Annotated in this window: 24 protein-coding genes; 8 read left to right on the forward strand and 16 right to left on the reverse strand. The window is 44.7% G+C overall.

Annotated features, from left to right (window positions below; all coding sequences use genetic code 11):
* Positions 1-463, reverse strand: a 463-nt coding sequence (locus tag AB4Z17_RS05035) for an alpha/beta fold hydrolase (protein ID WP_441958512.1), incomplete at its 3' end; no start/stop codon positions are given.
* A 220-nt stretch (positions 464-683) separates the two neighbouring features.
* Here AB4Z17_RS05035 and AB4Z17_RS05040 point away from each other — a divergent pair.
* Positions 684-1,454, forward strand: coding sequence for an exodeoxyribonuclease III (locus tag AB4Z17_RS05040; RefSeq protein WP_441958571.1), 771 nt, complete (start codon positions 684-686; stop codon positions 1,452-1,454).
* Between the two features lie 58 nt (positions 1,455-1,512).
* Here the strand turns inward: AB4Z17_RS05040 and murI are convergent, their stop codons facing one another.
* The 3 genes from murI to AB4Z17_RS05055 form a co-directional block, all read right to left on the reverse strand.
* Positions 1,513-2,310, reverse strand: a complete 798-nt coding sequence (gene murI, locus AB4Z17_RS05045) for a glutamate racemase (RefSeq protein WP_076268780.1) — start codon at positions 2,308-2,310, stop codon at positions 1,513-1,515.
* Between the two features lie 152 nt (positions 2,311-2,462).
* Entirely contained in the window at positions 2,463-4,349 is a 1,887-nt protein-coding gene (locus AB4Z17_RS05050; RefSeq protein ID WP_441958514.1) for an LTA synthase family protein, read from the reverse strand.
* Between the two features lie 126 nt (positions 4,350-4,475).
* The gene (locus tag AB4Z17_RS05055; RefSeq protein ID WP_441908060.1) at positions 4,476-4,943 is read right to left on the reverse strand and encodes a RidA family protein; all 468 of its coding nucleotides are present in this window, start codon (positions 4,941-4,943) and stop codon (positions 4,476-4,478) included.
* A 130-nt stretch (positions 4,944-5,073) separates the two neighbouring features.
* Between AB4Z17_RS05055 and pdxR the strand changes: the two genes are divergently transcribed.
* Entirely contained in the window at positions 5,074-6,501 is a 1,428-nt protein-coding gene (pdxR, locus tag AB4Z17_RS05060; protein WP_441958516.1) for a MocR-like pyridoxine biosynthesis transcription factor PdxR, read from the forward strand.
* 15 nt (positions 6,502-6,516) lie between these two features.
* Complete coding sequence (locus AB4Z17_RS05065) at positions 6,517-7,362, forward strand: Cof-type HAD-IIB family hydrolase (protein ID WP_441958517.1); 846 nt, start codon at positions 6,517-6,519, stop codon at positions 7,360-7,362.
* A 137-nt stretch (positions 7,363-7,499) separates the two neighbouring features.
* On the opposite strand, the gene mglC is transcribed toward AB4Z17_RS05065, so the two are convergent.
* From mglC to AB4Z17_RS05100, 7 genes are all read right to left on the reverse strand, one after another.
* Entirely contained in the window at positions 7,500-8,516 is a 1,017-nt protein-coding gene (mglC, locus tag AB4Z17_RS05070) for a galactose/methyl galactoside ABC transporter permease MglC (protein ID WP_441958519.1), read from the reverse strand.
* A 30-nt stretch (positions 8,517-8,546) separates the two neighbouring features.
* Positions 8,547-10,064, reverse strand: coding sequence for a sugar ABC transporter ATP-binding protein (locus tag AB4Z17_RS05075; protein ID WP_441908064.1), 1,518 nt, complete (start codon positions 10,062-10,064; stop codon positions 8,547-8,549).
* Positions 10,065-10,173: 109 nt separating this feature from the next.
* Positions 10,174-11,184, reverse strand: a complete 1,011-nt coding sequence (locus AB4Z17_RS05080; RefSeq protein ID WP_441908065.1) for a galactose ABC transporter substrate-binding protein — start codon at positions 11,182-11,184, stop codon at positions 10,174-10,176.
* Positions 11,185-11,309: 125 nt separating this feature from the next.
* Positions 11,310-12,293, reverse strand: a complete 984-nt coding sequence (locus AB4Z17_RS05085) for a substrate-binding domain-containing protein (RefSeq protein WP_441908066.1) — start codon at positions 12,291-12,293, stop codon at positions 11,310-11,312.
* Positions 12,286-14,043 carry a cache domain-containing sensor histidine kinase gene (locus AB4Z17_RS05090; RefSeq protein ID WP_441958521.1) on the reverse strand — a complete coding sequence of 586 codons (1,758 nt, stop codon included), beginning with the start codon at positions 14,041-14,043 and terminating at the stop codon, positions 12,286-12,288. Before AB4Z17_RS05090 ends, AB4Z17_RS05085 begins: the two co-directional genes overlap by 8 nt.
* A complete protein-coding gene (locus AB4Z17_RS05095) occupies positions 14,040-15,692 on the reverse strand; it encodes a response regulator transcription factor (protein WP_441958523.1) in 1,653 nt (550 codons plus the stop codon). Before AB4Z17_RS05095 ends, AB4Z17_RS05090 begins: the two co-directional genes overlap by 4 nt.
* A 268-nt stretch (positions 15,693-15,960) precedes the next feature.
* Positions 15,961-16,557: a hypothetical protein gene (locus AB4Z17_RS05100; protein ID WP_441958573.1), complete on the reverse strand. Its 597-nt coding sequence runs from the start codon at positions 16,555-16,557 to the stop codon at positions 15,961-15,963.
* A 179-nt stretch (positions 16,558-16,736) separates the two neighbouring features.
* Here AB4Z17_RS05100 and AB4Z17_RS05105 point away from each other — a divergent pair, with 179 nt between their 5' ends.
* A complete protein-coding gene (locus AB4Z17_RS05105) occupies positions 16,737-17,126 on the forward strand; it encodes an SET domain-containing protein (protein WP_054026376.1) in 390 nt (129 codons plus the stop codon).
* Between the two features lie 103 nt (positions 17,127-17,229).
* Here the strand turns inward: AB4Z17_RS05105 and AB4Z17_RS05110 are convergent, their stop codons facing one another.
* From AB4Z17_RS05110 to AB4Z17_RS05130, 5 genes are all read right to left on the reverse strand, one after another.
* Positions 17,230-17,973, reverse strand: a complete 744-nt coding sequence (locus AB4Z17_RS05110; protein ID WP_441958525.1) for an SDR family oxidoreductase — start codon at positions 17,971-17,973, stop codon at positions 17,230-17,232.
* Between the two features lie 160 nt (positions 17,974-18,133).
* Entirely contained in the window at positions 18,134-18,742 is a 609-nt protein-coding gene (locus AB4Z17_RS05115; RefSeq protein WP_441908071.1) for a TetR family transcriptional regulator, read from the reverse strand.
* 237 nt (positions 18,743-18,979) lie between these two features.
* Entirely contained in the window at positions 18,980-19,432 is a 453-nt protein-coding gene (locus AB4Z17_RS05120; protein WP_441908072.1) for a hypothetical protein, read from the reverse strand.
* Positions 19,433-19,622: 190 nt separating this feature from the next.
* On the reverse strand, positions 19,623-20,066 hold the full coding sequence (locus AB4Z17_RS05125; protein ID WP_441908073.1) for an OsmC family protein: 444 nt from the start codon (positions 20,064-20,066) through the stop codon (positions 19,623-19,625).
* A gap of 136 nt (positions 20,067-20,202) precedes the next feature.
* The gene (locus tag AB4Z17_RS05130) at positions 20,203-21,087 is read right to left on the reverse strand and encodes a helix-turn-helix domain-containing protein (RefSeq protein ID WP_441908074.1); all 885 of its coding nucleotides are present in this window, start codon (positions 21,085-21,087) and stop codon (positions 20,203-20,205) included.
* 357 nt (positions 21,088-21,444) lie between these two features.
* Between AB4Z17_RS05130 and AB4Z17_RS05135 the strand changes: the two genes are divergently transcribed.
* From AB4Z17_RS05135 to AB4Z17_RS05150, 4 genes are all read left to right on the forward strand, one after another.
* Positions 21,445-22,602: a GNAT family N-acetyltransferase gene (locus AB4Z17_RS05135; protein WP_441908075.1), complete on the forward strand. Its 1,158-nt coding sequence runs from the start codon at positions 21,445-21,447 to the stop codon at positions 22,600-22,602.
* 73 nt (positions 22,603-22,675) lie between these two features.
* Positions 22,676-22,900 carry a hypothetical protein gene (locus tag AB4Z17_RS05140; protein WP_076268884.1) on the forward strand — a complete coding sequence of 75 codons (225 nt, stop codon included), beginning with the start codon at positions 22,676-22,678 and terminating at the stop codon, positions 22,898-22,900.
* A 162-nt stretch (positions 22,901-23,062) separates the two neighbouring features.
* Positions 23,063-23,332 (forward strand): hypothetical protein, encoded by a 270-nt coding sequence (locus tag AB4Z17_RS05145; protein ID WP_441958527.1) that lies wholly within the window; start codon positions 23,063-23,065, stop codon positions 23,330-23,332.
* A gap of 158 nt (positions 23,333-23,490) precedes the next feature.
* Positions 23,491-25,140: an ABC transporter substrate-binding protein gene (locus AB4Z17_RS05150; protein WP_441958529.1), complete on the forward strand. Its 1,650-nt coding sequence runs from the start codon at positions 23,491-23,493 to the stop codon at positions 25,138-25,140.
* Positions 25,141-25,202 lie beyond the last annotated feature (62 nt).

Here is a 25,202-nt window from a genome sequence, read left to right on the forward strand (position 1 = left end):
TCCCTCCCTCCATGCAAACGACTCTGTTCACTCTACTTGCTTCGTTAACCGTATAATTAAAAGCCATATAAGCTCCATTCGACACACCAGCGATATGAAATTGATCCAATCCCATTTGATCAACGATTTCATTGATCCATTCCACCTGATCAAACGTCTTTTTCTGAAAGTTTTCGTTAGGCACACTTTTTCCTGGTCCACCCATCGTATCTACTGCAATGCAATAAAAATGGTTGGATAATTCCTTTATGTTCAGCATCCACATCACCGCCGAATTATCTCCAACGCCATGAAGCAGCAGCAGCGGTGGATTCGACTTATGACCTGCAATAATACAATGCGTGACGCCGTATTTGGTGTTAATGTCCAGCTCCTCAAATTCCGTTGGCCACAGCTCCAAAAGCTCATTATAGGAACGCAGAACCTGTTCTTTTCCTAGTTCACTCTTATATATTTTTATCATGAAAGTCTCCTTCTTCTCCAAACGTTTACCGTTCTTATAAGCTATCTTATCTATCGTTGGAATGCTGCTTAAGTCTACATTATCGTCACTATCAATTTTTACATTAAAATCCTTAACTGTATATAACGTTTGCTAATGATTTTTTAGTTTCCAACAGTCCTTTGAAGAAAATATGATAAACTAGTACGTAATGCTAGAAAACGTAAGGAGATAGATCATGATTAAGCTAGTATCTTGGAACGTAAATGGTTTACGGGCATGCGTAACGAAAGGCTTTAACGATTATTTCAAGGAAACGGATGCAGATATTTTTTGCCTGCAAGAAACGAAGCTGCAGGATGGACAAATCAGCATGGAGCTTGGTGATGAGTACTCGCAATATTGGAATTACGCGATTAAGAAGGGTTACTCAGGCACTGCGGTGTTCACCCGAATAAAACCTCTCTCCGTGCACTATGGTATTGAGGAAAACTCGGAGCCCGAGGGACGAGTCATTACGCTGGAGTTTGAAGGATTCTATCTAGTTACCGTATATACGCCTAACGCCAAGCGCGACTTATCGCGATTGGATTACCGAATGGAATGGGAAGATCGCTTCCGCGGTTATCTTCAGCAGCTTGATGCCTTAAAGCCTGTCATTGTTTGCGGTGATTTGAACGTAGCCCATCAAGAAATTGATCTTAAGCATCCGAAGCCTAATTTAGGAAACTCCGGTTTTACAATTGAAGAGCGCGGCAAGATGACAGAGCTGCTGGCAGCTGGCTTCCTCGATACATTCAGACATTTTTACCCGGATCGTACAGATGTGTACAGCTGGTGGTCGTACATGATGAAGGTGCGCGAGCGGAACGTGGGATGGCGGATCGATTATTTCTTAGCCTCTTCAAGACTGAGCCCACTGCTCATCGATGCGTCCATTGACACGCATATTTTGGGCAGCGATCATTGTCCTGTTTTGCTTACTTTGGAAGAACCGCCGGCAATCATATAATCGTCATAAAAAAGGCGGGCAGCACTCATGATGAGCGCTGCCCGCCTTTTGCTTCGAATTAGCTTTGAAGCGACTGTGTTAAAACATTTTTTTCACGTAAAATCGAAAGCGCCTTTTGCATCTTGTCCATGTAAGCAGGCTCTTGGCCCGAGCACATAAAGCGTACGTTACCATTGCCTCCGCCTCCGGGAATGCCATAGCGGCTCAATAATGCGGATAGGCGTTTCACCGTTCCCACATTCCCATCCACAATCTCGATATGAGCAGGAAGCAGCTCCCTCAATATATCCTTGTAGAAAGGATAATGTGTACAGCCAAGTACGATAATTCCGTAATTGTCTAAATCATAGTTTGCGAGCTTTGCCCGGAAATATTCGTTAATAATCTGTTTATCAAATTGCAGCGCCTCACAATAACGCACAAGCTCAGGCAGAGGCAGTGAATCCACGATTCCCATCTCATCCACGCGTGACACGAGTGCGTAATATTTTGGCAATTGTAGCGTTAACTGCGTTGCGAAAACGAGTACCCTTTTGCCTGTTGCTCGGTTCATTTCTACTGCTGGCTTAACAGCAGGCTCCATGCCGACAATGGGCAGGGAATAACGCTCTCTTAACTCGTTAATTGCAATACTGGTCGCAGTATTGCAAGCCACGACCAATGCATCTATGCCCTCTTCCATCATTAAACCAACCGTTTCAAAAATGTACGCTTTCACGTCTTCCTCTGACTTCGTCCCATAGGGAACATGGAGCGTGTCCGCCATATAAAGAAAATCCTTATCAGGTAGTCTTTGAAGTGCCTCCGCTAATACGGTAAGCCCGCCAAGCCCTGAATCAAAAAAACCAATTCGCATGTCTCATCGATTCCTTACGTTTAATGGAATAGAGTACCTTCTGTAGCTATATCCATCTTACCTCATTGCCTGCCTCCATAAAAGCTTATAATTGCATTTGCGAAGAAAAAAATGCCTCAAGTCCGGATAGACAAGAGGCATTTCATCTGCTTCTATGGTGCCCGCTTCGGCAGCAGACGTACATAATCATCCGAAAGCTTCATGAGCTCCAGTATATAATCATAATCTCCACGATATTTGCTGAAGTCAGCTACTGGCTTTTTCGTTCTAATATCGACGGCAGTACCGTCCTCAAAGCCTTTTCCAGGTATAAATAAGATATCATTATTAAAAAATGAACCTGTCGGCAAATAATACCGCATACCGATTACATTTTGAGAAATATTAAGCAAGTCATGTCCAAATGTCGTAAAAGCTTGATCATCAAGCGATATGCCTAGCAGATTTGTAATGGTCGGCATAATGTCAACCTGACCGCCAACCTGATTAACGGTCTTTCCCTCTACGCCTGGTACATGAACAATAAGCGGGATGTTTAAGCGGCTAATTTGCTCATCATAGTGGATGCCAAGCTGCTCACTAACCCATGCAGGATCATTGTCTGTCGTTTGTAGACCAGCGTGATCGCCATAGGCGACCAAAATCGTGTTTTCCCACATGCCGCTCGCTTTGAGCCCCTCAATAAAACGGCCGAGTTCATAATCGGTATAATTTAATGCCGTCAAATAATTGCCCAGCTGCGTTCCTTGCAAGGAATCCGGCATCGTAATATGCTGAAGCTCCGTTGGAACCTTGAAAGGATGATGACTGGATGCAGTTACGAATTGAGCATAAAAAGACTTGCCTTGCTCCTTCATATCGTTAAGCTTTTCAAGACCGACCCTGTAAAGCTCCTCATCCGATGCGCCAAAAGAATTAAAATGATCATTTTTAAATGATGCTTTATCATAATATGCCGTAAAACCTAGCGCAGGATACATTCGGTTGCGATCCCAAAATGTCACATCATTAATATGAAAGGTGCCCGATTCGTACCCGCTTTCTCCAAGCAGTCTCGGAAGACTCGGCAGCTCTCGATCACCATAGCCTGTAGACATCGCCATATCCCCGGTTGGATAGATAGAAGTATTTGACATGAACTCAGCGTCCGCAGTATTCCCTTGTCCAATTTGTTGGAATACATAAGGAAAGTAGAAGCTTTCCTTCGCTAGCTGATTAAGAACAGGCGTAATCGCCTGACCACCGACAGACAAATTGATGGCAAAGTTTTGGAAGGCCTCCATTTGAACGACAATTACATTTTTACCTTCGGCAGATCCGAAATAATTAGGCATGCCTGCAACGACCTTATCTCCAGCTTGATCAAAATAGGAGGATTTGAGCGCTATCGCATCAGCCCCTGTTTCTTCTACATTGCCATTTTTCAGCGCAGCCTGCTCTTTGCTCGCCTTAACGGCTGCCGCTACCTGATAATTGATATAGCCTAAATTCTCAGCTTTCACAATCTCGTTCGGAATCGTACTCGCGGACCAAATGAATCCACCCGAGATCGCAATACATAGAACAGCTGCAACAGCTGTATACAGAGGTTTTGCAATTCGCTTGCGCCCATCGCTGTGTACTCCTCTGGCACGTTTAACGATATATAGAGCTGCCAAGACGGCAACATCCAGAAAGTAAACATAATAAGCAGGCAAAATAATAGACCCTACACTTGTCCTAATTTGCAGCACTTGGTCAAGTCCGTGCAGTGCGGTATACGTAGGTACTGTTCCGTAATAACTGACATACACCGTTGAAGCAAATAGCAGCAAGGAAAACACAGCATTCACGAGCCCAAATACGGCTCCTCTCCACCTCGCAGAGGTGACTAGCTCCAGCAGCATAAGCAGTGCAAGTACGGCTGCAGCATCAGGCAGCAAGCTCTCCACCTGTATGCCCGAAAAGACGAAATGGCGAAACAGGAGCATTTTCAACATCATAAAGAAGAATATAACGATAAACAGTGATCTGTCATAACGTTTAGGGAAAAACTGCAAGATGCTCACTCCTTAGAAATTTGCACTTCATTAAATATAAAAAAACCGTCATCACCTGACGGCTTTCTTAAACTCTAATGTTAAGGCAATATAAATGCAAATGCAACGGCTAATAATTAGTAGACCTTAAGCCCTGGCCACTTCAAAAATAGAATCAACAATGATCGGCAGCTGGTTTCTTAAGGAGCTCGCCCCCATAACCGAACGTGCATGAATTCCTCTCTCGCCAAATACCTCCACCATCAAATCCGAGAAGCCATCGAGTACCTTATGATGCTCTTCATAGCTGGGATCAGCATTCACAAAACCTTGTACCTTTACGACGCGAGTCACAAGATCCAACCGCTCTAGTGAATGCTTTAATACGGCGAGAACTTCAATTCCTGTCTGCCTAGCGAGTCGATAACCTTCTGCTGTCGTAAACTCGTTGCCAAGCTTCCCTTTTATCGCGGCCGCAGGTCCTTTGCCAGAAACAAACAGAAGCCCATTTGAAAATACGCAGTTAGCATATTTAGCTGCGGGCTCGCTCGCCTTTGGTACAATAATCCCTAATGTTGCCAATCTACTTTCAACGGTTCCTTCTACTTGCGGCATAGCAACCCCTTCTCTCCATTTATATTTCTTGTTATTGATGGAAGCCTATGCCAAAGTTTATACTGAAATTGACCTCTACCACAGTGTCAGATTTATATGAATTTTAAGGGTCAGATTGTGTGGAGATAAGATGGATATCAACCTTTCAGAAGAAGAGCAAGGTCCTGTCTATTTGGTGTTGTACAGACATTTACGGAAACTCATCCAATCTGGCGCTCTAGCGGATGGAACAAAGCTTCCATCAATTCGATCGCTCCGCGAGCAATCGAAGCTTAGTAAAACGACAATTGAAACGGCTTATCACATGCTGCTGGAAGAAGGTTATGCGGTTAGCAAGCCGCGCGCCGGTCTATTTGTTATACAGTCACAATTAACTCCTGCTGCTGCCATGGTTCATACAGAGATTTTAGAAGAAAAAGCTAGCATACATCGCCATTCCATTCCGCTTCCTACCCAGAACGGCACAGTCATTGATTTCAGCCTGCTAGCCGTGGATGGTGAATCATTCCCCATTCGGGCATGGAAATCCGTTCTTCATGATGCATTATCTCACCATGCCAGTAATGTTCATCAGTATGGCGATCCGCGAGGCGAATACGATTTGCGTTTGCAATTGTCTTACTATTTAAAGCGTTCAAGAGGCGTCAATTGCACGCCTGAACAAATCATTATTGGATCAGGCTTTTCTTACAGCACACAAATTCTCGCGAAATTGCTAAACGGTGCATCTACAATTGCAGTCGAAGAAGCCGGTATCGCTCAGGTTAGAGCTGCCTTTCAGCAGCACGGCTACAATGTCGCTCCTGTCCCCGTCCATAACATGGAGAACTTCGTTTCTATATTAGTAGACAAACAAATTCGAATCTTATATGTCACTCCTTCACATCGCCCTAATGGGAGCTCATTACCGTATTCCACTAGGCAGCTGCTGCTCCACTGGGCAAGCACAAACAGCGCCTATATCATTGAGGATGACTACGACGGAGAGTTTCGTTATTCAGGCAAAACCATCCCTTCTCTCCAAGGAATGGATCATCAGGGCAGCGTCATTTATATTGGGACGTTTTCCAAAGCCTTCACACCCGCGCTGCGTATGAACTATATGGTTGTTCCGACTCAGCTGCTCAGCAAGCTGCAAGCTATAGAGCACACACTTACGAGTCCATCACGCATTGATCAGTGGGCCATGCAGCTGTTCATGGAACGAGGGCATTGGTACAGGCATGTAAGGAAGGTTCGCAATCTTTATCGTAAAAAACGTGCAAAGCTGCTTCAGCTCATTGACACTTATTTGCCCGAGCATGTGCAGGTTCATGGAGATTCTGCAGGGATGCATGTGGAAATCGCTGTTCAAACAACGTGCAGTGCCGAGGAGCTGATTAAGCTTGCTGCTTCGGAGGATGTTTACGTTTATGCTGCACAGGATACGCCTATCCTGCCCGGTCGTTTTGCAAGATTATACTTGGGGTTCGGCGGACTAAACGAGAAAGAAATGGAACGAGGGTTGCGCCGGCTCGTGAAAGCATGGGCGGGAGCCCTACTTCCTAATCATGAATAACAGGGGGCTTTATTAATGGCAAACAATCATTTCCTTACAGATCTCGATGGAACGCTGCTTCAATCGGATGCTACCTTGTCCGAGTATACGATTAACGTCATAAACCATGCGATGAAGCAAGGTATCATCATTAGTTATGCAACGGCAAGAAGCTATATGAGCTCCAACAAAATCGTATCTGTTATCCCGTGGAAATATCCGATCGTTTTATATAATGGCGCGGTTGTCTTTGATCCCATTTCATCCAAGGTCATAGGCGGATACTGGCTGGATAACGAAACGACAAATCAAATTATTGATCTAGGAAGAAAACAAGGCCTAATTCCCTTCTTGTTCGCGCTTGATGCGGAGGATAAGGAACGTGTATTCCACGAGAAGCTGCTGCGAATTGGCGACATAACCTTCTACGAGAGCCGCCCTAATGATCCTCGTTTTGGAGAAATGCCGCTGCTCGAATGCTCGGATGCCTTTAGGACGCTGATTGTGACCTATATTGGCTTGCTGCATGAGCTTAAGCCGCTTAAGGATGAAGTACAGCGCACATTCGGCGATCGGGTTCATGTTCATCTCATGAAGGATCAATATATAAAAGATCATTATTTTCTAGAATTCAGCCACAGCAAAGCCAATAAAAAAGAAGGCTTGAAGCAGTGGGCGGAGCTGATGCAATGCTCTCCTGAGGATGTTACGGTGTTCGGTGACAATCTGAATGACTTAGGGATGTTTGAAGCTGCCGGCACCAAGGTCGCTGTTTCCAATGCACACCCTACTCTCATTGAGCTGTCCACGTTAGTTGTAGAGAGCAACGATAAGGATGGTGTAGCGAAGTATATTGAGCGTGTGATTGAGGAGCAGTCTTAAGCTGTATATCTAAAAGCATCATTGCTGGATAGCTGCCCTTAGTTGTGCGAAGAACAATAAAACCTTTCGTGTGAATGAAAGAAGAAGCTGCCCCAAGGTCATCGACCTTCTGTGACAGCTTCTTCTTCGTTCTCTTCTTACTTCTTCGCTACATATTTGCGAATATCGAACGCTACAGCAACAACGATGATCAAACCTTTGATAATCAGCTGCCAGTTCGGGTTAATACCGATATAAGTCAAACCATAGTTGATGACAGTGAAAATAAGAACACCTGCGATGATCCCTTTCACTCTGCCGACGCCGCCAGTTGTTGAAACGCCGCCGACCACGCATGCAGCAATGGCATCAAGCTCATACATATTGCCGTAGTTGTTGGACGCGCCGCCCGTACGCGCTGCTTCGAGCACGCCAGCTAAGCCGTACAAAGCACCCGCAATTGCATAAATCCACATCAAGTTTTTAGCCACGTTAATGCCGGATACATGAGCCGCTTGAATGTTGCCGCCAATGGCGTACATGTTTTTACCAAGACGTGTTTTATTGAATACTACCCATACGATAAACGCTACAAAAATAGCGATAAGGACGATATAAGGGATAGAGAATTGACCGCTGCCCACGGCACCCGTTCCAATTTCAGTGAAATCACTGCGCAAACCGCCGATTGGCTGCGAGTTGTTTGGGGGCATATCGAAGTACAGAGAATTCGCTCCGTATACTGCAACCATGGTACCGAGTGTAGCAATAAATGGCGGTACGTTAAATTTCGCTACGATTAAACCGTTTAATAATCCGACCAGCAAACCAACTGTAATAGCGATGATGATCGGGATGATCACCCAAAGTTCAGGCAGGTTAGGAAAAAACTTGCTTGCATATTCAGGCATTTGCAGCATCGATGCGGACACGACCGCACTAAGTCCGACAACACGCCCTGCTGACAAGTCAGTTCCCGCTGTGATAAGAACAAATGCAGCGCCAAGCGCAATAATGACTCGCGTCGATGATTGCACCATCATATCTCTAAGCGTTGTTATCGACAAAAAATTCGCATCAATAATGGCGATTCCTAAAATTAATGCAGCAAGTACAATCCAAATGGCATTTTGCGAAAATGCATTTTTTATTTTTAAACCTTTAGCTGCTTCCATTGCCGTAAACCTCCTTTAAATCCTTCATCATTAGCCCGTCTGTGCTGCAAGCCGCATAATACTTTGCTCGGTTGCCATGTTGCCTTCAAGAATGCCTGTGGCACGACCCTCCGACATCACCATGATGCGATCGGACATGCCAATGAGCTCCGGCATTTCGGACGAAATCATTATGATGCTTTTCCCTTGCTTGGCAAGCTCAATAATAATATTGTAAATTTCATATTTAGCTCCGATATCAATGCCCCGTGTTGGCTCGTCCAGCAGCAAAATATCAGGATTTGTAAGCAGCCAGCGAGCTAACAGCACCTTCTGCTGATTACCGCCGGATAGGTTGCGAATCAGTTGATCAACAGACGGCGTCTTCGTCTTGAATTTCTCAACGCCTTTTGCTGCTTCCGATCTCATCTTTGATTCATTTAAGAAACCAAAGCGATTCTGATATAAATCGAGATTAGCGATCGCTGTGTTCTCGGTTACGGACAACACCGGAAAAATCCCCGTCACCCTGCGCTCCTCAGTTAATAGTGCAATTTTGTGGCGCTTTGCATCGATTGGCGACTTAATCGTAATCGATTTTCCGTCCTTGTAGATGACACCTGATTTTACGGATCGAAGCCCGAACAACGCCTCAATCAGTTCAGTACGCTGAGCCCCAACCAGTCCGCCTATTCCGAGAATTTCACCTTTTCGCAGCTCGAACGATACATCCTTGAAGGAATGTGCATGCGGCGAGGTTAATCCCTCCACGCGCAGCATGATTTCTCCTGGGATGTTCGTACGCTCCGGGAAACGATCCGATAAATCGCGGCCTACCATACGTGTAATAATCGTATCGATGGTCAGCTCAGGTGCTGGCCATGTACCGATATATTTACCATCGCGCATGATCGTCACGTCATCGGAGATTCGTAATATTTCTTCCATTTTGTGCGAAATATAAATAATCGAGACGCCTCTTGCACGCAGCTTATTGATGATGTCGAACAGCTGCTCTACCTCATTGCCTGTAAGTGATGAGGTGGGCTCATCCATTACGATAATTTTTGAATTGAAGGATACCGCTTTGGCAATTTCGAGCGATTGGATTTTGGATACCGATAATTCACCGACCAGCTGGTTCGGATCAATCGTCATATTCAAATCCTCGAACAGCTGAGCTGTGTCGCGGTACATCTTTTTATGATCAATGAACCGGAAAGGCGCAATGCCTCTTACCGGAAATCTGCCAAGCCAAATGTTCTCCATCACGCTGCGCTGCGGCACCGGATGCAGCTCCTGATGAATCATTGAGACGCCGTAATTCAATGCGTCCTTGGAGTTTTTAATATCAACCTTTTGCTCATCGAGAATGATTTCGCCGTTATCCGGCTTATAAATCCCAAACAAACATTTCATCAATGTAGATTTACCTGCACCGTTCTCGCCCATGAGCGCATGAACCGTGCCTGGCCGTACTTTTAACGTAACATCATCTAGCGCCTTAACACCTGGAAACGTCTTGGTAATTCCGTTCATTTCTAGCAAATAAGGATGCTGCTTTGCCATCGTTTAGCCTCCTTTTGTCCAGCCCGCCAAGAAAGTAGGCGAAAAAAAACAGGGGCAACGCAAGTGACGTTATTCCCCCGCTCTTGATCATCCATCTTTACCGCTTATCTTATTTGCTCTCTTGTGTTACTTTTTGGTATGGAATCCAAACATATTTACCGTCTGTAATTTCAAAGCCTGTATTTTCTTTCGTTGGTGTTTCGCCTGCAGCAAGAACGCGCATAAGCTCAACCGTTGCTTTGCCTTGGTTCGTCGCATCGTTTAGAACGGTTCCGAGCAAAGTGCCTTCTTTCAGCGCTTGCTTTGCTGGATCTGTTGCATCTACGCCAACAACCGGCATAAATTTATTGTCTTTAAAGTAGCCAGCAGCCTTCAATGCTTCAATTGCGCCAAGCGCCATGTCATCATTGTTTGCTAGAACAGCTTCGATTTTATCGCCTTTGGAAGCAAGGAATGCTGCCATCTTTTCTTGGCCCTTAACACGATCCCACATCGCAGTATCTTCAGCTATGTTCTCGACTTTGATGCCAGCATCTTGAATCGCCTGGACAGAGAACTTAGTCCGAAGTTCAGCATCTTGATGCCCCGGCTCGCCTTTCAGCATTGCATATTGCAGCACGCCGTCACCGTTTTTGTCCGCTTCCGGATGCGCCTTCCAATACTCAGCGATGATTTCGCCTTCCATTGTGCCTGACTCTTCCGCTTTTGCGCCTACAAAAAACGCTTTGTCCCATTTACCCAAATCATCAGCAAGCGGCTCGCGGTTAATGAATACTACCGGAATATTAGCCTTTTGTGCTTTATCAATAACGATGCCAGCAGCTGTACGGTCAACCGGGTTAACTGCCATTGCTTTTACTTTTTTAGTTATAAACAAATCTACTTTATCATTTTGTGTGGGCTGCGAGTTTTGGCTGTCTACGATATCTACTGCCAATTTACCTTCTGCCGCTGTATCGATCGCGCTGCGCACACCGCTCATAAATGTGTCGTCAAATTTATAAATGGCTACGCCTGCCTTAGGCAAGCTGCTTGCGCTCCCGTCGCCATTTGCGCTTCCGCAACCTGCTGCTGTAACTGCTAATGCTCCAATAACGAGCGCTGCTGTCCACTTTTTCATTATTTATATCCCCCTGGTGGATGAATTAACTACTGCTTCATTATGTCGTAATTTTGGAGGGATTCACATGTAATATCCTCATCACTTTTATTAATATCCTCATCTATTTGTATATAAAATGAGCATTATTGCACAACAGGGAACAATAACTTCTGATTTTTAAGCCAAAACATATTCTCTTCCGTTATAAGCTCCATACTCATTTCCACCTTCTCGGGAACCGCTTGTCCATTTGCTGCTGCTAATGCATGTTTGACACTTAGATAGCCCATGCTGAAGGGATTTTGTACAATTAATGTTTGCAGCTGATTTTCCTGAAGCAGCTCCAGCAGCTCCGGAGAGCTATCGAAGCCTACTAGCTTGATCTTATTGCCCGCTTGCCTGCGCTTCAGTTCATGCGCCGCTCCTATCGACGTTTCTGTGTTAAGTGTTAATATGCCGTCTACCTTCTGCTTATCTAAAATACTGCTGACGGTTTGCTCACATTCTTGGTACGCCTCCGAGCACAATTGACTGCCCACAAGGTGGAGGCCCTCATATTCGTTAACTGCATCACGGATGCCCCGCTCCCGCTGAATGCCATTAATTCCACCCTTGCTATACGTTACTATCGCAACATCGCCATTGCCCCCAAGCTGTCTAGCGATTTCCCTCAGCGCTTCTTTGCCAGCCAAGTAATTGTCCATACCGACATAGGAAGCTGTCTTCCCCGAGGTTAGCAAGCTGTCCATTGCGATAACTGGTATATTCCGCTTTGCTGCTTCCTCCAAAAAAGGCTGAAATGCTGAATCATCATTTGCTCCAAGTACAATTGCATCTGGCCGAGTCTCCAGCGATTGCATGGCTGATTGCAGCTGCCCTTTGATGTCCCCTTCATCCGCGCCAGCAGAAACATGCAGAGTTATGCCAAATTCTTTGACGGCGGCCTGTGCGCCCATCGTCACATTTTTCCAGTAGTCGCCTTTGCTCGTCCGAAGAATAAGCTGAATTGTCTTCCCCGTCTGCTCCTGCTTTGGCACTTCTGGACCCGGGTAAAGAGCGGAATACAATAAGAGGGCAGCTATGATGAAGAGCAGCAAGCTTATGACCCAGCCTTTGAAATTAACCATTTTGCTTTCCCCCTCCTTCTGCTTGCTGCAGCGTAAGCGCAGGGAACCGAATCGTGACGGTTGTGCCCACTTCCTGCTCGCTCTCGAAATGCAAGCCATAAGAAGGACCGAAGAACAGCCGAATTCTCTCCTGCACATTCATAACCCCAACACCTGATCCCTTCGAGCTTACGACTGCACCTGTGAGAATTTTACCCAGTCTCTCCTCCGACATGCCAAGCCCATTATCAACGATCTTGACCACAATTTCACTGCCTTCAAGCCTCATGGAAATAGCAATATGCCCCTTGTCAACGGAGGGCTCAATGCCATGCAAGAGCGCGTTCTCAATTAGAGGCTGAACAATAAGCTTTAAGGTAGCAAGCGACAATGCCTCCTGCTGCAAATCAAAGGAATAGTCGAATTTATTTTTGAACCGCATTTGCTGGATAACCAAATAGTTCCGTGCATGCTCCATCTCATCTGACAGCGTGATTAGGCTTTTCCCCTTGCCTATACTAATGCGAAACAGCTTAGACAGCGACGTAATCGTCGTAATCACTTCTTCATTTTTGTTCATGCCCACCATGCGTACGACCGTATTTAACGTATTGTATAAAAAATGTGGATTGATCTGCGCTTGCAGCGCTTCCAGCTCATACTTTCGTTTGCTCTCCTGTTCCCTTACAATTCGGTCCATCAGCTGCTTGATCGTACCGATCATAATGTTGTACCGATCTGCAAGACGCTTGATCTCAAGCGGCCCTTCGCCGCTGGCGGCCAGGTTGAAGTCGCCCCGCTCTACGCTTTTCATCGAAAGCTCCAGTCTTTTGATCGGTCTTGAGATTCTCCGTGCCACTAAACTTGATATCAAAAATACGATTAGCGCTAGTCCGATAACAAGCTTGGACATCGAACGGTTCAATTGCCCGCTTGTCGTCATCACCTCATCCAAATAGGATACGCCCACTACCTTCCAGCCGACGTTGCCAATCGTTTGAACGCTTATCATTTTTGCTTCATCCGTAGAATCGTCAATAAAGCTGCCGTATGTATGCTTAAGCGCCAGCTCGACATTCTCATCTTTCAGCTTCGCATAGATGAGCTCCAGCTGCGGATGATATACAATGTTGCCCGCAGACTCATCCAGCATGTACACGTAACCCTTTTGCCCCAAGCTCACTCGTTCGGACAGCTCGTCAATCGTATTGAAATTGACATCCATCAGCAAAACGCCATGAACCTGCTTGCCCTGATGCTGGACAGTGATGCTTTTACTCATGGATACGACCCAGCGAAATTGCTGCTTGTACAAATTTTGAACATGAGGAAGCGATATGGATAAGTGACCTGCTGAATCGAGTGCGCTTCGAAACCAGCCTTCTTCCGTCACTTTCAACGTTTCCTTCAGCTCTACATTAGGTAAATCGATTAGCATCTGACCTTTCTCATCGAATAAGGCGAGTGATACCGTGTCCGAACGTGTCGACATCATTGACTCCAACTGATGGCGCATCCCATCAGACTTTACATCAGCGCTTTGTCCGATGGAATGATGCATCATGTTGAATAAGTCAGAGGTGACCTCTATATAATTTTCAAGATTATAGCTTACTTGATCGACAATTTGCTGTGAGTTGCGAAAGGCATTCTCCTGCGCGGTTGCAGAGAAACGGCCATATAGTACAACGCTGACAAGCAATATAATAAACACAGAAAATATCGTAAAAGAAACGGTTAAAATAAACTGTATGCTTTTTCGTTTTATCATTTCTCTTGTCCCATTAAGCCGCTGCGATATTCCTTGGCAGACAATCCGGCATATTTCTTAAAGCTGAGGCTAAAATAATTCGGATCGGCAAATCCGATTTTCTCCGCAATCTCAAATGCTTTAAGCTCTGTCGTGCGAAGCAGCTCCTTCGCCTGTTCCATTCGAAGCTGCAGCAAATAAGCACCGAACGTCATTTTCAACTCTTTCTTGAACAAGCCGCTAAAATACCCTGCGCTGATATGCAAATGAGCACACACCTTCGCAATGGACAAATCACTATCGTGATAATGCTCTTTCGTATAATGAATGGCATCCTCTACGATTTGTTTATAGGTATGCTGCCTGCGGCTGGCGATACGAGCTCTCACCTTAGCGCATAAATCTCCAAACCAAGCCTTCGTTTCCTGCATGCTGTTCAGCTTCTGGTATTGATTCAATATGCCCCACCCGCCTGCGAAAATATCATCATTGTCACTCTCATAAGCTTTGGTCAGCTTAATAATTGCCGTTACCATTTCGAGCAAATAATGCTGATACTCGTGTACAGGAGCCTGGACACGGGATATTTCATCAAACAGTCCATCAATTACTTCTTCCAGCTCTCTCTCGGTACCAAGCTTCACTGTTCGAACTAGATTTTGCTCCTTCCATTCGTCGAAGAGAAGCTTGTCATGCATGCGACTTTCCATATCATCGATACAAATGATAAGGTTATTGCCAAGAATCCGGCGATAATCAAGAGCAACCGTTGCTGCCTCATAGACATACTTGAGATTTCCCACATCTTGTGTGAAGGTCCCAACGCCAATCATAACTGGAAAACGCAAAAACCTCTCGATGCTTTGCAACACTTCCTTTAGCGCATCCTGCGTTTGCTCCATAACCAGTCCCTTATTGGGCTCTGGGCTGACCGTGAACAGTACAACTTGATCTTGATGAATAAAAACTTTGCCAAGCTCATGCCTATTCCATATTTCAGCCGCAATATTGCATACGGAGAACAGCTTTAGGTCCAAATCCGTTGACGAAGCGAGTGAATGTGAGGGTGGCTGAAACTCTCCATCCTTCTGATGCTCAGAATGATTAACTGCAATAATGGAGACAATGTACCCCTCGCCATCCAGCTCCATGCCGTATTTCGCTGCTTTTATAAAAATGTCCTTATGAGACTGTTTGCGAGTAATTAAAGAGGAAAGAAATTTCTCACGAACGATAGGCAGACTGGTGCGGTAATGCTCCTCCAGAAGCTCAATATTGGTTCGCTTCTCACGCTCCTCATCCATGCGCTTCGCTACTTCCGCAATTGTGTCCGTCAGCTGCTTTGCCGAGAACGGTTTCAAAACATAAGCCTCTACCTGCAAATGTATGGCCTGCTTCGCGTATTCAAATTCATCATGACCCGATAAAATGACAATTCGCGTAATAGGATACAGCTTTCTAGCCCATTCCGAGAGCTCCAAACCGTTCATATATGGCATGCTAATATCTGTAATGAGCACATCAGGCTCCATTTTTTCAAAAATCTCCATCGCTTCCTTGCCATTCCCTGCCGTTCTAACTTCTGAGAACCCGCAGCTCTTCCAATCAATCTCACTCATTAATCCTTCCGTAACTTCCGGCTCGTCATCAACGAGCAGCAGCTTGTACACATGTACCCCTCCAAAATTATTGCTTTTTGACGAAGCACCTGTTCAAACACCTCGTTTCGCCACTCCCCATTTAACCATAGATTTTATGAATGTAAATAAGAAATCAATGGATTAGGTTAGGGTATGTCTTACTCCTGTCTTCTTATTCATGCATGAAAATAACTTTTGAAGCCTAGAAGAGCATGCAAAAAAACCGTAATCCTCAAGAGGAGCTTACGGCTTATTTTTTGCACATTTACACCCTATAATTACAACATCCTTGCTTCCTTTATTGACGACGTCGTGTTCGCACGACAACAACCCCAATGATCATAAAAAGGGCTAGCGCACCTATGATGATCTGCAGCTTTGTTACTCCGCTTTCGTTAGCATGCAAAACCTCGCCAGCGCTTAAGGGCAGCGGATTATAACCATTGCCTAGTACCTTCAACTCTTCTCCTGCAGCAGAAACCAGCTTCGTTAAATCACATATTCCTGTTTCAAGCTTTCCTGACCTGTCATTAGCAGACACGATATAGGTATCACCTGTATTAAATTTTTCATATCCGCAGCTTGCAGAGCTCATCGCTGTATATACAGCTGTCTGCTGCTTGAGTTTTCCTTTCCATACCGTTGCTACTTCAAAGTCTACTTGAACGAGATCAGCAGATGACATCGTTTTTTTCTTAGGAGGCTGTGTTACCTTGATTACTTTTCCAGTGAAAATGGCGCTCTTGCGTCCAAGCTCATCTTTTACCTGCGTCTCTGCGGACGGCGACATTGCACACGAGCATGCGAAAGCTGCTTTAGGGTTAACAATAAGTGCTGTACTTAACAGAATGACTCCACATAAAAGGTATAGCAAAAATTTTCGGTTCATCATCATCACCTCATAACCTAGACGGGCTGAAAATGATAAATGTTCCCACAATAATGGATCGTTATGAAATAACGTTTACCGAAGCCGCTGGCTATTTACTCATTAAATTGATATATTACCTAAGGTGAGCGAGCTTAATGCAATGGCAACGAGCTCCTTAGACTAAAGAACCGTAGGTGACTAACATGATTGAGGTAAAGACTTCTAAGCTTAGCGATGGAGAATTTAATAGAGGAGTATTTGCGAAGGTTGATATTGCAAAAGGCGTACTGTTTCATGAAGCCCCGGTCATTCCTTTCCCGAATGAGGAGCATGAGCACATAGAGAAAACGATGCTTGCTGATTATGTGTTTGAGTATGGCGCTAATCACACTGCGATCCTGCTTGGATACGGCATGTTGTTCAACCATTCCTATACCCCAAATGCTTATCACGATCTTGATTTTGACAATCATGTCGTTAACTTCTTTACTTACTCAGACGTGAAAGCTGGCGAAGAGCTACTAATCAACTACAACGTGGATAACGATGATCCGATGTGGTTTGATGAGAAAGTGAATGAGGACGAAAAATAGCAAGTGAGCTTTCAGCCCTTATTCTAAGCTTCACGGCGTAACAAAAGACGAGTCCTTTCCGCAGAAACTGCGATCGGACTCGTCTTTTTCGTTCACAACAATATTATACAAAACCGCCGTTCACCCGGATCGTCTGACCTGTCATCCACTGTGACTCGTCACTGGACAAAAATAGCACCACACTCGAAATATCCTCAGGTTCACCCAATCTTCCGAATGCATTCATATTGGCAATACCCAATATTTGCTCCTCTGATTTCCCTACCTTAAAGAGCTCCGTGTTAACAGGACCAGGTGCAATGGCATTAATGGTAATCCCCTTTGGACCAAGCTCCTTCGCCAGCTGGCGAGTGATCTGTTCAACTGCTTCTTTCGTTGCTGCATACACGCTATACGTCGGAAACATCGCACCAACAACCGAAGTCGAGAAATTAATAATTCTTCCGTTAGCGTTCATATGCAAAGCCGCTTGCTGGCAAGCAAAAAATGTGCCCTTCACATTAATAGCGAACTGCTTATCGAAGTCTTCCTCCGTCATATTAGCAATCGGCTTCGTAATCATAATACCCGCGTTATTCACAAGAATATCTATTTGTCCAAAAGCTTCTAATGTTTTGCTGAACATAGCCTCTACTTCCGCCACGATGCTAATATCAGCTTGTATCGCTATAGCCTCACCACCTAAACGCTTAATGCCATTTACTACTTCTTTTGCTTTGCCTGGGCTACTCGTGAAGATCACAACAACCTTTGCACCGTTACCCGCTAATTGCTCAGCAATCTCCCGACCAATTCCCCTTGACGCTCCCGTTACCAATGCTACTTTCCCAGCTAAACGCTTCTCCAAAAACATTCCCTCCTTGGCCTCTACAATATTATGCTCTGATTATATTCTCGCCACAGACAAATATCAAGTGACAATTTTTATTATTTGTCATTAAGTTTGAAGAAGATTTATCTTTAAATAAAAAAAGCCCCTCTGATTAAAATCATCATGGGGCTTCACATTATAGGATTCCACTAAGCAGTAAATTCCATACGAAATTGAACTGTTCATCAATGTCTTCTGCCAACCATTCATTGGCGTGTGCAGGATGATGAAATTTCGACGTTGCAAAAAACACGGCCTTCGCTAAGTTCTCAGCTTGTCCAGACTTGAATTCGTTTGAACGTATTCCTTCATCTATGATTTGCGTGATCTGCCTGATCAAGCGGTTCACATGATCGGTGATCATTTCAACCGCATTTACAGTGACAGCCGCGTACATCGCAAACATCTCTGAATCATTGGCTGCATAATTCCGTTTGCTGCGGATAAGCGTCTCCATCCATAAACGCAAACGATCTGAAGAGCTGCCGCCGGTTTGATTGGCTATCGCTTCTAAAGGCAATGCGATGCATCTCTCCAGCCAGCGCCCCGTTACCGCTTCTCGCAATGCAGCTTTACTTGCAAAATGGCGATACAACGTTCCATGGCTCACTTGCAGCACCTTAGCAACATCCACAACCGAGCTTTTATCGGGCCCATAGCGTCTAAGCACCTGTTCAGCTGCATCTAAAATCGTTTCCTTATTCAACGGAAGATCATTTGTCATATTGGGCAGCGAGCGATTCATCCGCTTCTGACAGCTGGATAATCCAATAGCTCAGCTCTCTCCCCCTCTCGGTGATTTTAGCCTACTATATCAAATCAAGAGTGTAATGACAATATCGTTATTTTGTTATTCGTTTTCATATTGTTACTGTCGTTTTAAATCTTGTAATAAGCCATTAAACATCAAAACATTGAGGTCATAATATTACAATAAAGCCGAATGTCCTCCAATAAGAGGCATTCGGCTTTATATAGAGAGCTATTGACCAATAAAGGTTGCAGAGCCGTTATCACCTGTAAAAGGAGGTGCGCCAGGCGTTGTTACATAACAAATAATCATTTTGTAGGACTTACCCTTGGAAATGTTCTGGTTAAAGGTAAGCACAAAGCTTTGGTTTTGACTGTCTGCCGCAGCTATCGATACTTTACTCGCTGTTAATGAATTGCTAGGATTCACTTGATCATTTTTGCCAAGGGTTGCGATGCCTGTTGGCATAACATCCGTTGTGCTCTGAATCCAATAATTTGTTGGCGTTATGCCTTTTGTTTTATCAACTGGCTGGTCGTAAGTGATGAGCAGTTGATTAGGTGCTGTTTGTTTCACCTCGCGCAGCATTGGTATGGTCTGCTCCCTAGCGCTTGCTGCCTGAGGAGCAACAATCGCCAGAGCAAAAATACTGATCAACACGAGCCTTGTCATAAACTTACTCATTTTGTTCCTCCCTATTCAATAAGTGAAGTATTTGTTGCCTTTAAGCATAATKCCCTTACGAGTAATCATTTATCCAAAAAGAGAAAAAAATGTATATCACAAAAAAAGACCAGGTCCCCCCTCATAAAGGGGAAACCTAGCCTTCTTTTTCTTTATGTATGAACATTTAATGATAGCGAACAGCTTAAAATTAATGATCAATAACGATGCTTTCTAGTTTCACGTTAACCGGATGTGCGATTGTGTCGCCAACTGGACATTTGCTCTCTAGAAACTTCACGAATTCCTCAACCTTTTCTTTTGGCGAATCGGTTTTGATATAGAAGGTATAGCGAATATCCGAGTAGCCAGGACGCACATCCGATTTATTGAAAAATCCATCAAGATCGATGTCGCCTTCTACCTCTACTCGGAAATCATCCAGTTTAACATCAAACTTTGGAGCGTAAACTCTAGCAACAATCGATTGGCAAGCTCCTAATGAAGCGAGCAGCGCTTCAACGGGATTCATCCCCGTATCTGTCCCGCCCAAGCTTTTGGGCTCATCGATCGTGAGCTCGAAATGTCTAGACTTCGTTAAAACCTTTACTCCCTCTTGTAATTGAGCAGTTGCTTTAAACGTTTGAACAGCCATTTTGTAGTCTCCTCTAGTTCATTTGTTTTTTTGTAGACCAATTACAAAAAACCAAGTTATTTACTAGGTATTATATGTTTATTCTAAATTTATGTCAATCCTTGGAATCGCAGCCATGCAGCTTTTCTACTCTTTATTATTCCTCGAATGAAAGATTAGACGGCCCATCCAGCAGCTCGCTTTCCATCTCAAGATTAGTTGTTGGCACGCTGAGATCAACCTCTTCGAACTTGAAGCTATCTACCCATACATGCCCTTTGCCCATAAGCAGTACACCAATAGATATGGTCGCGCTGTTAGCAGGAACATCCAATACGATAGCGTAATGATTCCAGCCCGTATCGCCAATAATTTTTCTATTATTCATATTATCAAACTGCAAAATATCCTGAGCGTTGTTGTCCACCCTCATCCACAAGCCGCAATATTCCTGTACCCCGCTTGTCCTTACAAAACCTGTGAATCTCATTCTGCGACCAACAAACTTCTCAGCTTTAAATTGCTGCATCATCGTACCAAATTGACCCGGGTCCTCTGCAATAAGCGCCTTCAAATACCCCGATGCATTTCCTTGATGAACAATGCTGCGGTCAACCCCCATTTCATAGTTTTGAGGCTGGCTTCCCGTCAGGAACCAGTCTTTCACAGGTGAAGCTTGATCCATATAATCTCCTCCTAAAGTAGAATACGTATGTGGTGCAAACATTTTACGGTAACGGCCCGGCGGCATGCTGTACATCTTCTTGAACGCTCTTGTAAATGCTTCCTGGCTTTCAAAATAGCAGGTCAACGAAATCGCAATGATCGTTTCATCCGTGTTTAGCAGCAGTCTAGATGCATAACAAAGTCGGCGGCTTCTCAAATAATCCGCTATGTTTATGCCTACTTCCTTTCGGAATAAACGGTGAAAATGGTATGGAGAAAAACCAGCGTGTGCAGCTATTTGTTCAAGTGTCAGTTCATCCTGAAGGTTTTCCTCCATGTACTGGATACTTTTTTGAATGATGTTGTGAGTAATCAACGGTGCGCCTCCTTTGACTCTAGAATAGCAGAAGGAAGAGGGCTGTTTTTGATATTTTTTGCTAAGTTATCATTGCTGCAAGCTTAATTCTCTATTTTAGTAAAAATCACTTTTGGTGAAATTACACTTGTGTGAAATCAGTAAAGTTTAAGTATAAATAAACAGCACCTTGCCGTGCCTATTTCCACTAAGCATAATAAATTTAGGCATGGTATCAACAGCACCTAGGGTATCACCTCTACTACGTTAAAAGGAGTGATGATGTTTGAATAAGAGCAATCAAATCAAAAAGCATGTGAGAGGTTTACATTTATAATTAAATAAACCTCTCACATACTTCTGGGAGGAAATAAGTTTATGTATATTTCGAAAGCGATAGGAACGGAACTTGCCAGCGAAAACTTCTCTAAAGCAGCAGCACTTTTTGGAGCTTTGAAGCACCATTTATCGATTCAAGGTGTCATTGAAGGTGTTTTGCACGGCAGAGTTTTCTTGTCCATTGACAGCGCGACAGCTGTATTAACAAGCCCTCAAGGTATATTTTTAGGCGGGAGCCCGGAAAACCATTTATTTTTTGAAGAAGTTAACAAGCTGTTTAAAGAAGAGCTTTTGCCGAAGCTTGCAGCGGTCGGACGGCTGGATTATGTGCTCTTCTATCCCTCGGATGAGAAATGGGAAAATATGCTCAGACTCGTGATGAAGGATCTGCTGCCTCTGCGAAGCGGCCGAATGACGTTTACTCACGATCTTGACGGAATAGAGACTACGCTTGCTGATCATATTTTCCCGATAGATAGCAGCTTTCTTAAAAGAAAAGATTTAATAGGGCTCGATGGCGTCATCAGTGAAATTCAAGGCGGCTGGGCCTCCATTGAAGCTTATGAGGATAGAGGTTTTGGATGCGCTGCAATTCAAGACACGGATGAAGGACCCTCCATCATCAGCTGGTGCCTGACCGATTGGGTAGTCGGGGATGAATGTGAGCTTGGCATTCAAACAGATGAACATTATCGAGGCAACGGATGGGCGCGAAAAACAGCGTTAGGCGCACTGTCACTTGCGAAGCAACGAGGCATGACAAGAGTAGGCTGGCATTGCTGGTCAAGCAATATAGGATCGCAAAAAACCGCTATAGCTGCTGGGTTCAAGCTGCTTATTGATTTCCCCGTTTTGTTCGGATGGAATCTGCCTCTAAACAATCTCCTCGTTAACGGGAACCACTATCTGCGCGGAGACACGAGATATGGCGTGGAACGAGACTATGCCCGTGCAGCATGGAGCTACGCACAAGCGCTTGATCAAGGCTGGGATTGGAACGGAGATGCCGCGCTGTATTGGAATGCCGCTTGCTTGTTTTATTTGACCGGAGAGCAGGATCGTGCCATACATTATTACAAAAGCGCGGTGGAAAAAGGTTGGCAGGGCATTCATAAGCCCCATTATCATGATTATGTCTATAGAGAAGCGGACAGTGAGCAGATGGCTCGTATTTTCGCTGAAGCATGTAAGTCATAGAGGTTGACCTCTGTTACCCTCCGCCAATGTCTAACATACAATGCATGGTGGAGGTGATTCTTTTATGCTTCAAATGTCATGGTATTCGAAGGCTTTGGGATTAGTCGGCCAGCCAGTTGGGGTCTCTTTACTGAACGGACAAGGTGTAACGGGCGTTTTATGCAGCATTACCGGGGGTAATTTAGTGCTGCAGGAATACTTGTATCAGAGTCAATTTGCGACGAAGCAATATCCCCTTAATACGATTCAAGATGTTAATTCCTTTCCAGGCTGCAGCGTGCCTGGTCCTTTATTCTAATACCAAATCAATGATCACCAAGAGCACGGGGCGTTTTAAAAGTCATATTGCGATTTTTGAGCACTACTTATAACTTATTTTCTTCGAGAAAAAGGACCTCCAGCTCCACTATACAGTGGAATTAGGGGTCCTTTCATTTGAAAACGAGGATGTTCCCCTGTCATGCGAAGACTTTTGCGGCAGCGCCTGCAGCAGCTTCATCTAAGCACAGAAATGCACTTATTTAACCAAATCTTTTTCAATTCTGCTCAATTAGAGGTATTTGTACACCTATTTGCATCATTTCAATCTTGTTTATTAAAAACAGGTGCACTTTTGCACTTGTTTACTCTCCACTATCGGTTCACGCACATTACAATCATACAACATGCATCGCAGATGCTGGATATGGTGGAGAAGAGAATTACGCTAAAAATAGCAGTACAGGAATAGATCTCCTGTACTGCTATTTTTCATATATTTTCCAATACTTCCGTTCAACGCGAGCTATTCCTCCGCGAACTTGATGCTTATGGGACAGCCCCTTTTCTTTATGATGAGCGCTATCCATTGTAATTGAGAATAGTTATCATTTATAATGATAGAAGTCGATGGAATTATCATCATCCAGAAAGAGTGAACTGCCTATGTCCCCTGCTTGTGAAGAAATGTCCCTTGCCTCCCATTTATTTTATATGCCTGTCCAAGTAACTAGAATAGATAATGAAACGGTGGCAGACCGCTTCTTTGAAGAATTGGCGCCATTTTCCCGTATTCTCATCGTATCAAGCGGTACAGCTGAGCTTTCTATTAACGATCAGCTGTATGAGATAACGCGTGGAAGCGTCGTGTTATGCGATGCCCATCAGCGATTAAAATGGAAGGCATCTCCCTCGCTGCGCGGTATCCAGATTGCTTACCGCTGCTTGACTTCGGAGGGCTCCGAGCATCGTGGGCTCAATCACCCTGCACCGCTGCATCGCTGTCCGGTCGGAATCCTTAGATTAGCCGGCGAGCTGGAAACGGTGTGGAGAGAGCCCCAATTAAGTGTACCGCTTCAGTCTCAACAGTTGTTTATTGAGCTGCTTGCCGAGCTGTACAAAGAACGTAATGCTTTGCAGCAGCCGTCCAACTACTGGCTGGAGCATGCCATTCAATATATGGAGACGCATTATAATAAGGATCTGACGCGGGAGCAAATGGCTGAACAAGCTCATGTAAGCCAAGAGCATTTCTCACGTACATTCCGCAAAAATACAGGACGCACCTTCAATGCCTATCTGACCTTGCTGAGAATTCGCAGCGCGCAGCGGCGTATCCTTGTCGGAGCTCCTGATCTGAATACTCTCGCTCAAGAAGTCGGCTATAAGGAAGGCTTTTATTTAAGCCGTAAATTCAAAGAAGCTGTCGGGCTTTCCCCCACCGCTTATCAACGCAAGCACAAACGGATTGCCGCATTGAATCTAAATCATACCGCTAGCCTAATGGCGCTCGGCGTTATCCCAGAGCTAGGCGTCTATACAAACTGGTTGGAGCATTCCAATAACAAGTTGAATGTAAACACCAGTCAGAAGTTAAATACCTATGGCCAAACTCCCTCCACCTATTATGAAGCGATCGCCGCTGCAAGGCCTGATGTCATTATCAGCTACAACATGGCTGAAGAGAATAAAGGCCTGCTTCCGCTCGCGCCAGTGGTGGAACTTCCTTTTATGACGATGAACTGGCGCGAACAATTCCTTATGATTGCTGACATTGTAGATAAACGTCAGACAGCTGAAGCGTGGCTCGCCAATTATGATCAGTTGATCATTAGAAGCAATCATAGGCTGGATCGCCAGCTTGGCTTTCGCGGTACCGCCGTCGTATGGGAGATTCATTCGAACAAAGCTTATTGCTGCAGCAGCAGTCACGGCAGAGGTAGTCAAATTCTTTATGATGATCTCGGCTTTCAGCCTCCCTCCGAATTGCTGGAACAAGGCTTTTTCGCTCGCGGATATGTGGAAGCAGATATCGAAACCATTGCTTCTTATCCGGCCGACCATATTTTCATTACTTCATTGCCTTCTTGCCCGCGTGAACTGAGCCAAATGGATCGTTTATTTCGCTCCCCTCGCTGGATTGAGCTGAAAGCTGTCCAGAATAAGCAGGTATACCTGCTCAATGAGCCAGATATGTTTTGCGGATACGACCCGATCTCTACGCAAGCGCAGCTTCGAGAGCTGCTTCGTGCGATGACCTCACGTCACAAATTTGCATGACCAAACATCATTTTTGTCCATAGTCATTTCCAAGATTACACGGTAAAGTGTTAATGAGAATG

Source organism: Paenibacillus sp. TAF43_2 (genome assembly GCF_052113545.1).
Taxonomy (GTDB): Bacteria; Bacillota; Bacilli; order Paenibacillales; family Paenibacillaceae; genus Pristimantibacillus.

Excerpts from the sequence above, each read along its gene's own strand:
- murI (WP_076268780.1), bottom strand. The coding sequence starts at position 2,310 with ATGCGAATTGGTTTTTTTGATTCAGGGCTTGGCGGGCTTACCGTATTA.
- AB4Z17_RS05055 (WP_441908060.1), bottom strand. The coding sequence starts at position 4,943 with ATGCCGCAAGTAGAAGGAACCGTTGAAAGTAGATTGGCAACATTAGGG.
- pdxR (WP_441958516.1), top strand. The coding sequence starts at position 5,074 with ATGGATATCAACCTTTCAGAAGAAGAGCAAGGTCCTGTCTATTTGGTG.
- AB4Z17_RS05065 (WP_441958517.1), top strand. The coding sequence starts at position 6,517 with ATGGCAAACAATCATTTCCTTACAGATCTCGATGGAACGCTGCTTCAA.
- mglC (WP_441958519.1), bottom strand. The coding sequence starts at position 8,516 with ATGGAAGCAGCTAAAGGTTTAAAAATAAAAAATGCATTTTCGCAAAAT.
- AB4Z17_RS05075 (WP_441908064.1), bottom strand. The coding sequence starts at position 10,064 with ATGGCAAAGCAGCATCCTTATTTGCTAGAAATGAACGGAATTACCAAG.
- AB4Z17_RS05080 (WP_441908065.1), bottom strand. The coding sequence starts at position 11,184 with ATGAAAAAGTGGACAGCAGCGCTCGTTATTGGAGCATTAGCAGTTACA.
- AB4Z17_RS05085 (WP_441908066.1), bottom strand. The coding sequence starts at position 12,293 with ATGGTTAATTTCAAAGGCTGGGTCATAAGCTTGCTGCTCTTCATCATA.
- AB4Z17_RS05090 (WP_441958521.1), bottom strand. The coding sequence starts at position 14,043 with ATGATAAAACGAAAAAGCATACAGTTTATTTTAACCGTTTCTTTTACG.
- AB4Z17_RS05100 (WP_441958573.1), bottom strand. The coding sequence starts at position 16,557 with ATGATGATGAACCGAAAATTTTTGCTATACCTTTTATGTGGAGTCATT.
- AB4Z17_RS05105 (WP_054026376.1), top strand. The coding sequence starts at position 16,737 with ATGATTGAGGTAAAGACTTCTAAGCTTAGCGATGGAGAATTTAATAGA.
- AB4Z17_RS05115 (WP_441908071.1), bottom strand. The coding sequence starts at position 18,742 with ATGAATCGCTCGCTGCCCAATATGACAAATGATCTTCCGTTGAATAAG.
- AB4Z17_RS05120 (WP_441908072.1), bottom strand. The coding sequence starts at position 19,432 with ATGAGTAAGTTTATGACAAGGCTCGTGTTGATCAGTATTTTTGCTCTG.
- AB4Z17_RS05125 (WP_441908073.1), bottom strand. The coding sequence starts at position 20,066 with ATGGCTGTTCAAACGTTTAAAGCAACTGCTCAATTACAAGAGGGAGTA.
- AB4Z17_RS05135 (WP_441908075.1), top strand. The coding sequence starts at position 21,445 with ATGTATATTTCGAAAGCGATAGGAACGGAACTTGCCAGCGAAAACTTC.
- AB4Z17_RS05140 (WP_076268884.1), top strand. The coding sequence starts at position 22,676 with ATGTCATGGTATTCGAAGGCTTTGGGATTAGTCGGCCAGCCAGTTGGG.
- AB4Z17_RS05145 (WP_441958527.1), top strand. The coding sequence starts at position 23,063 with ATGCGAAGACTTTTGCGGCAGCGCCTGCAGCAGCTTCATCTAAGCACA.
- AB4Z17_RS05150 (WP_441958529.1), top strand. The coding sequence starts at position 23,491 with ATGGAATTATCATCATCCAGAAAGAGTGAACTGCCTATGTCCCCTGCT.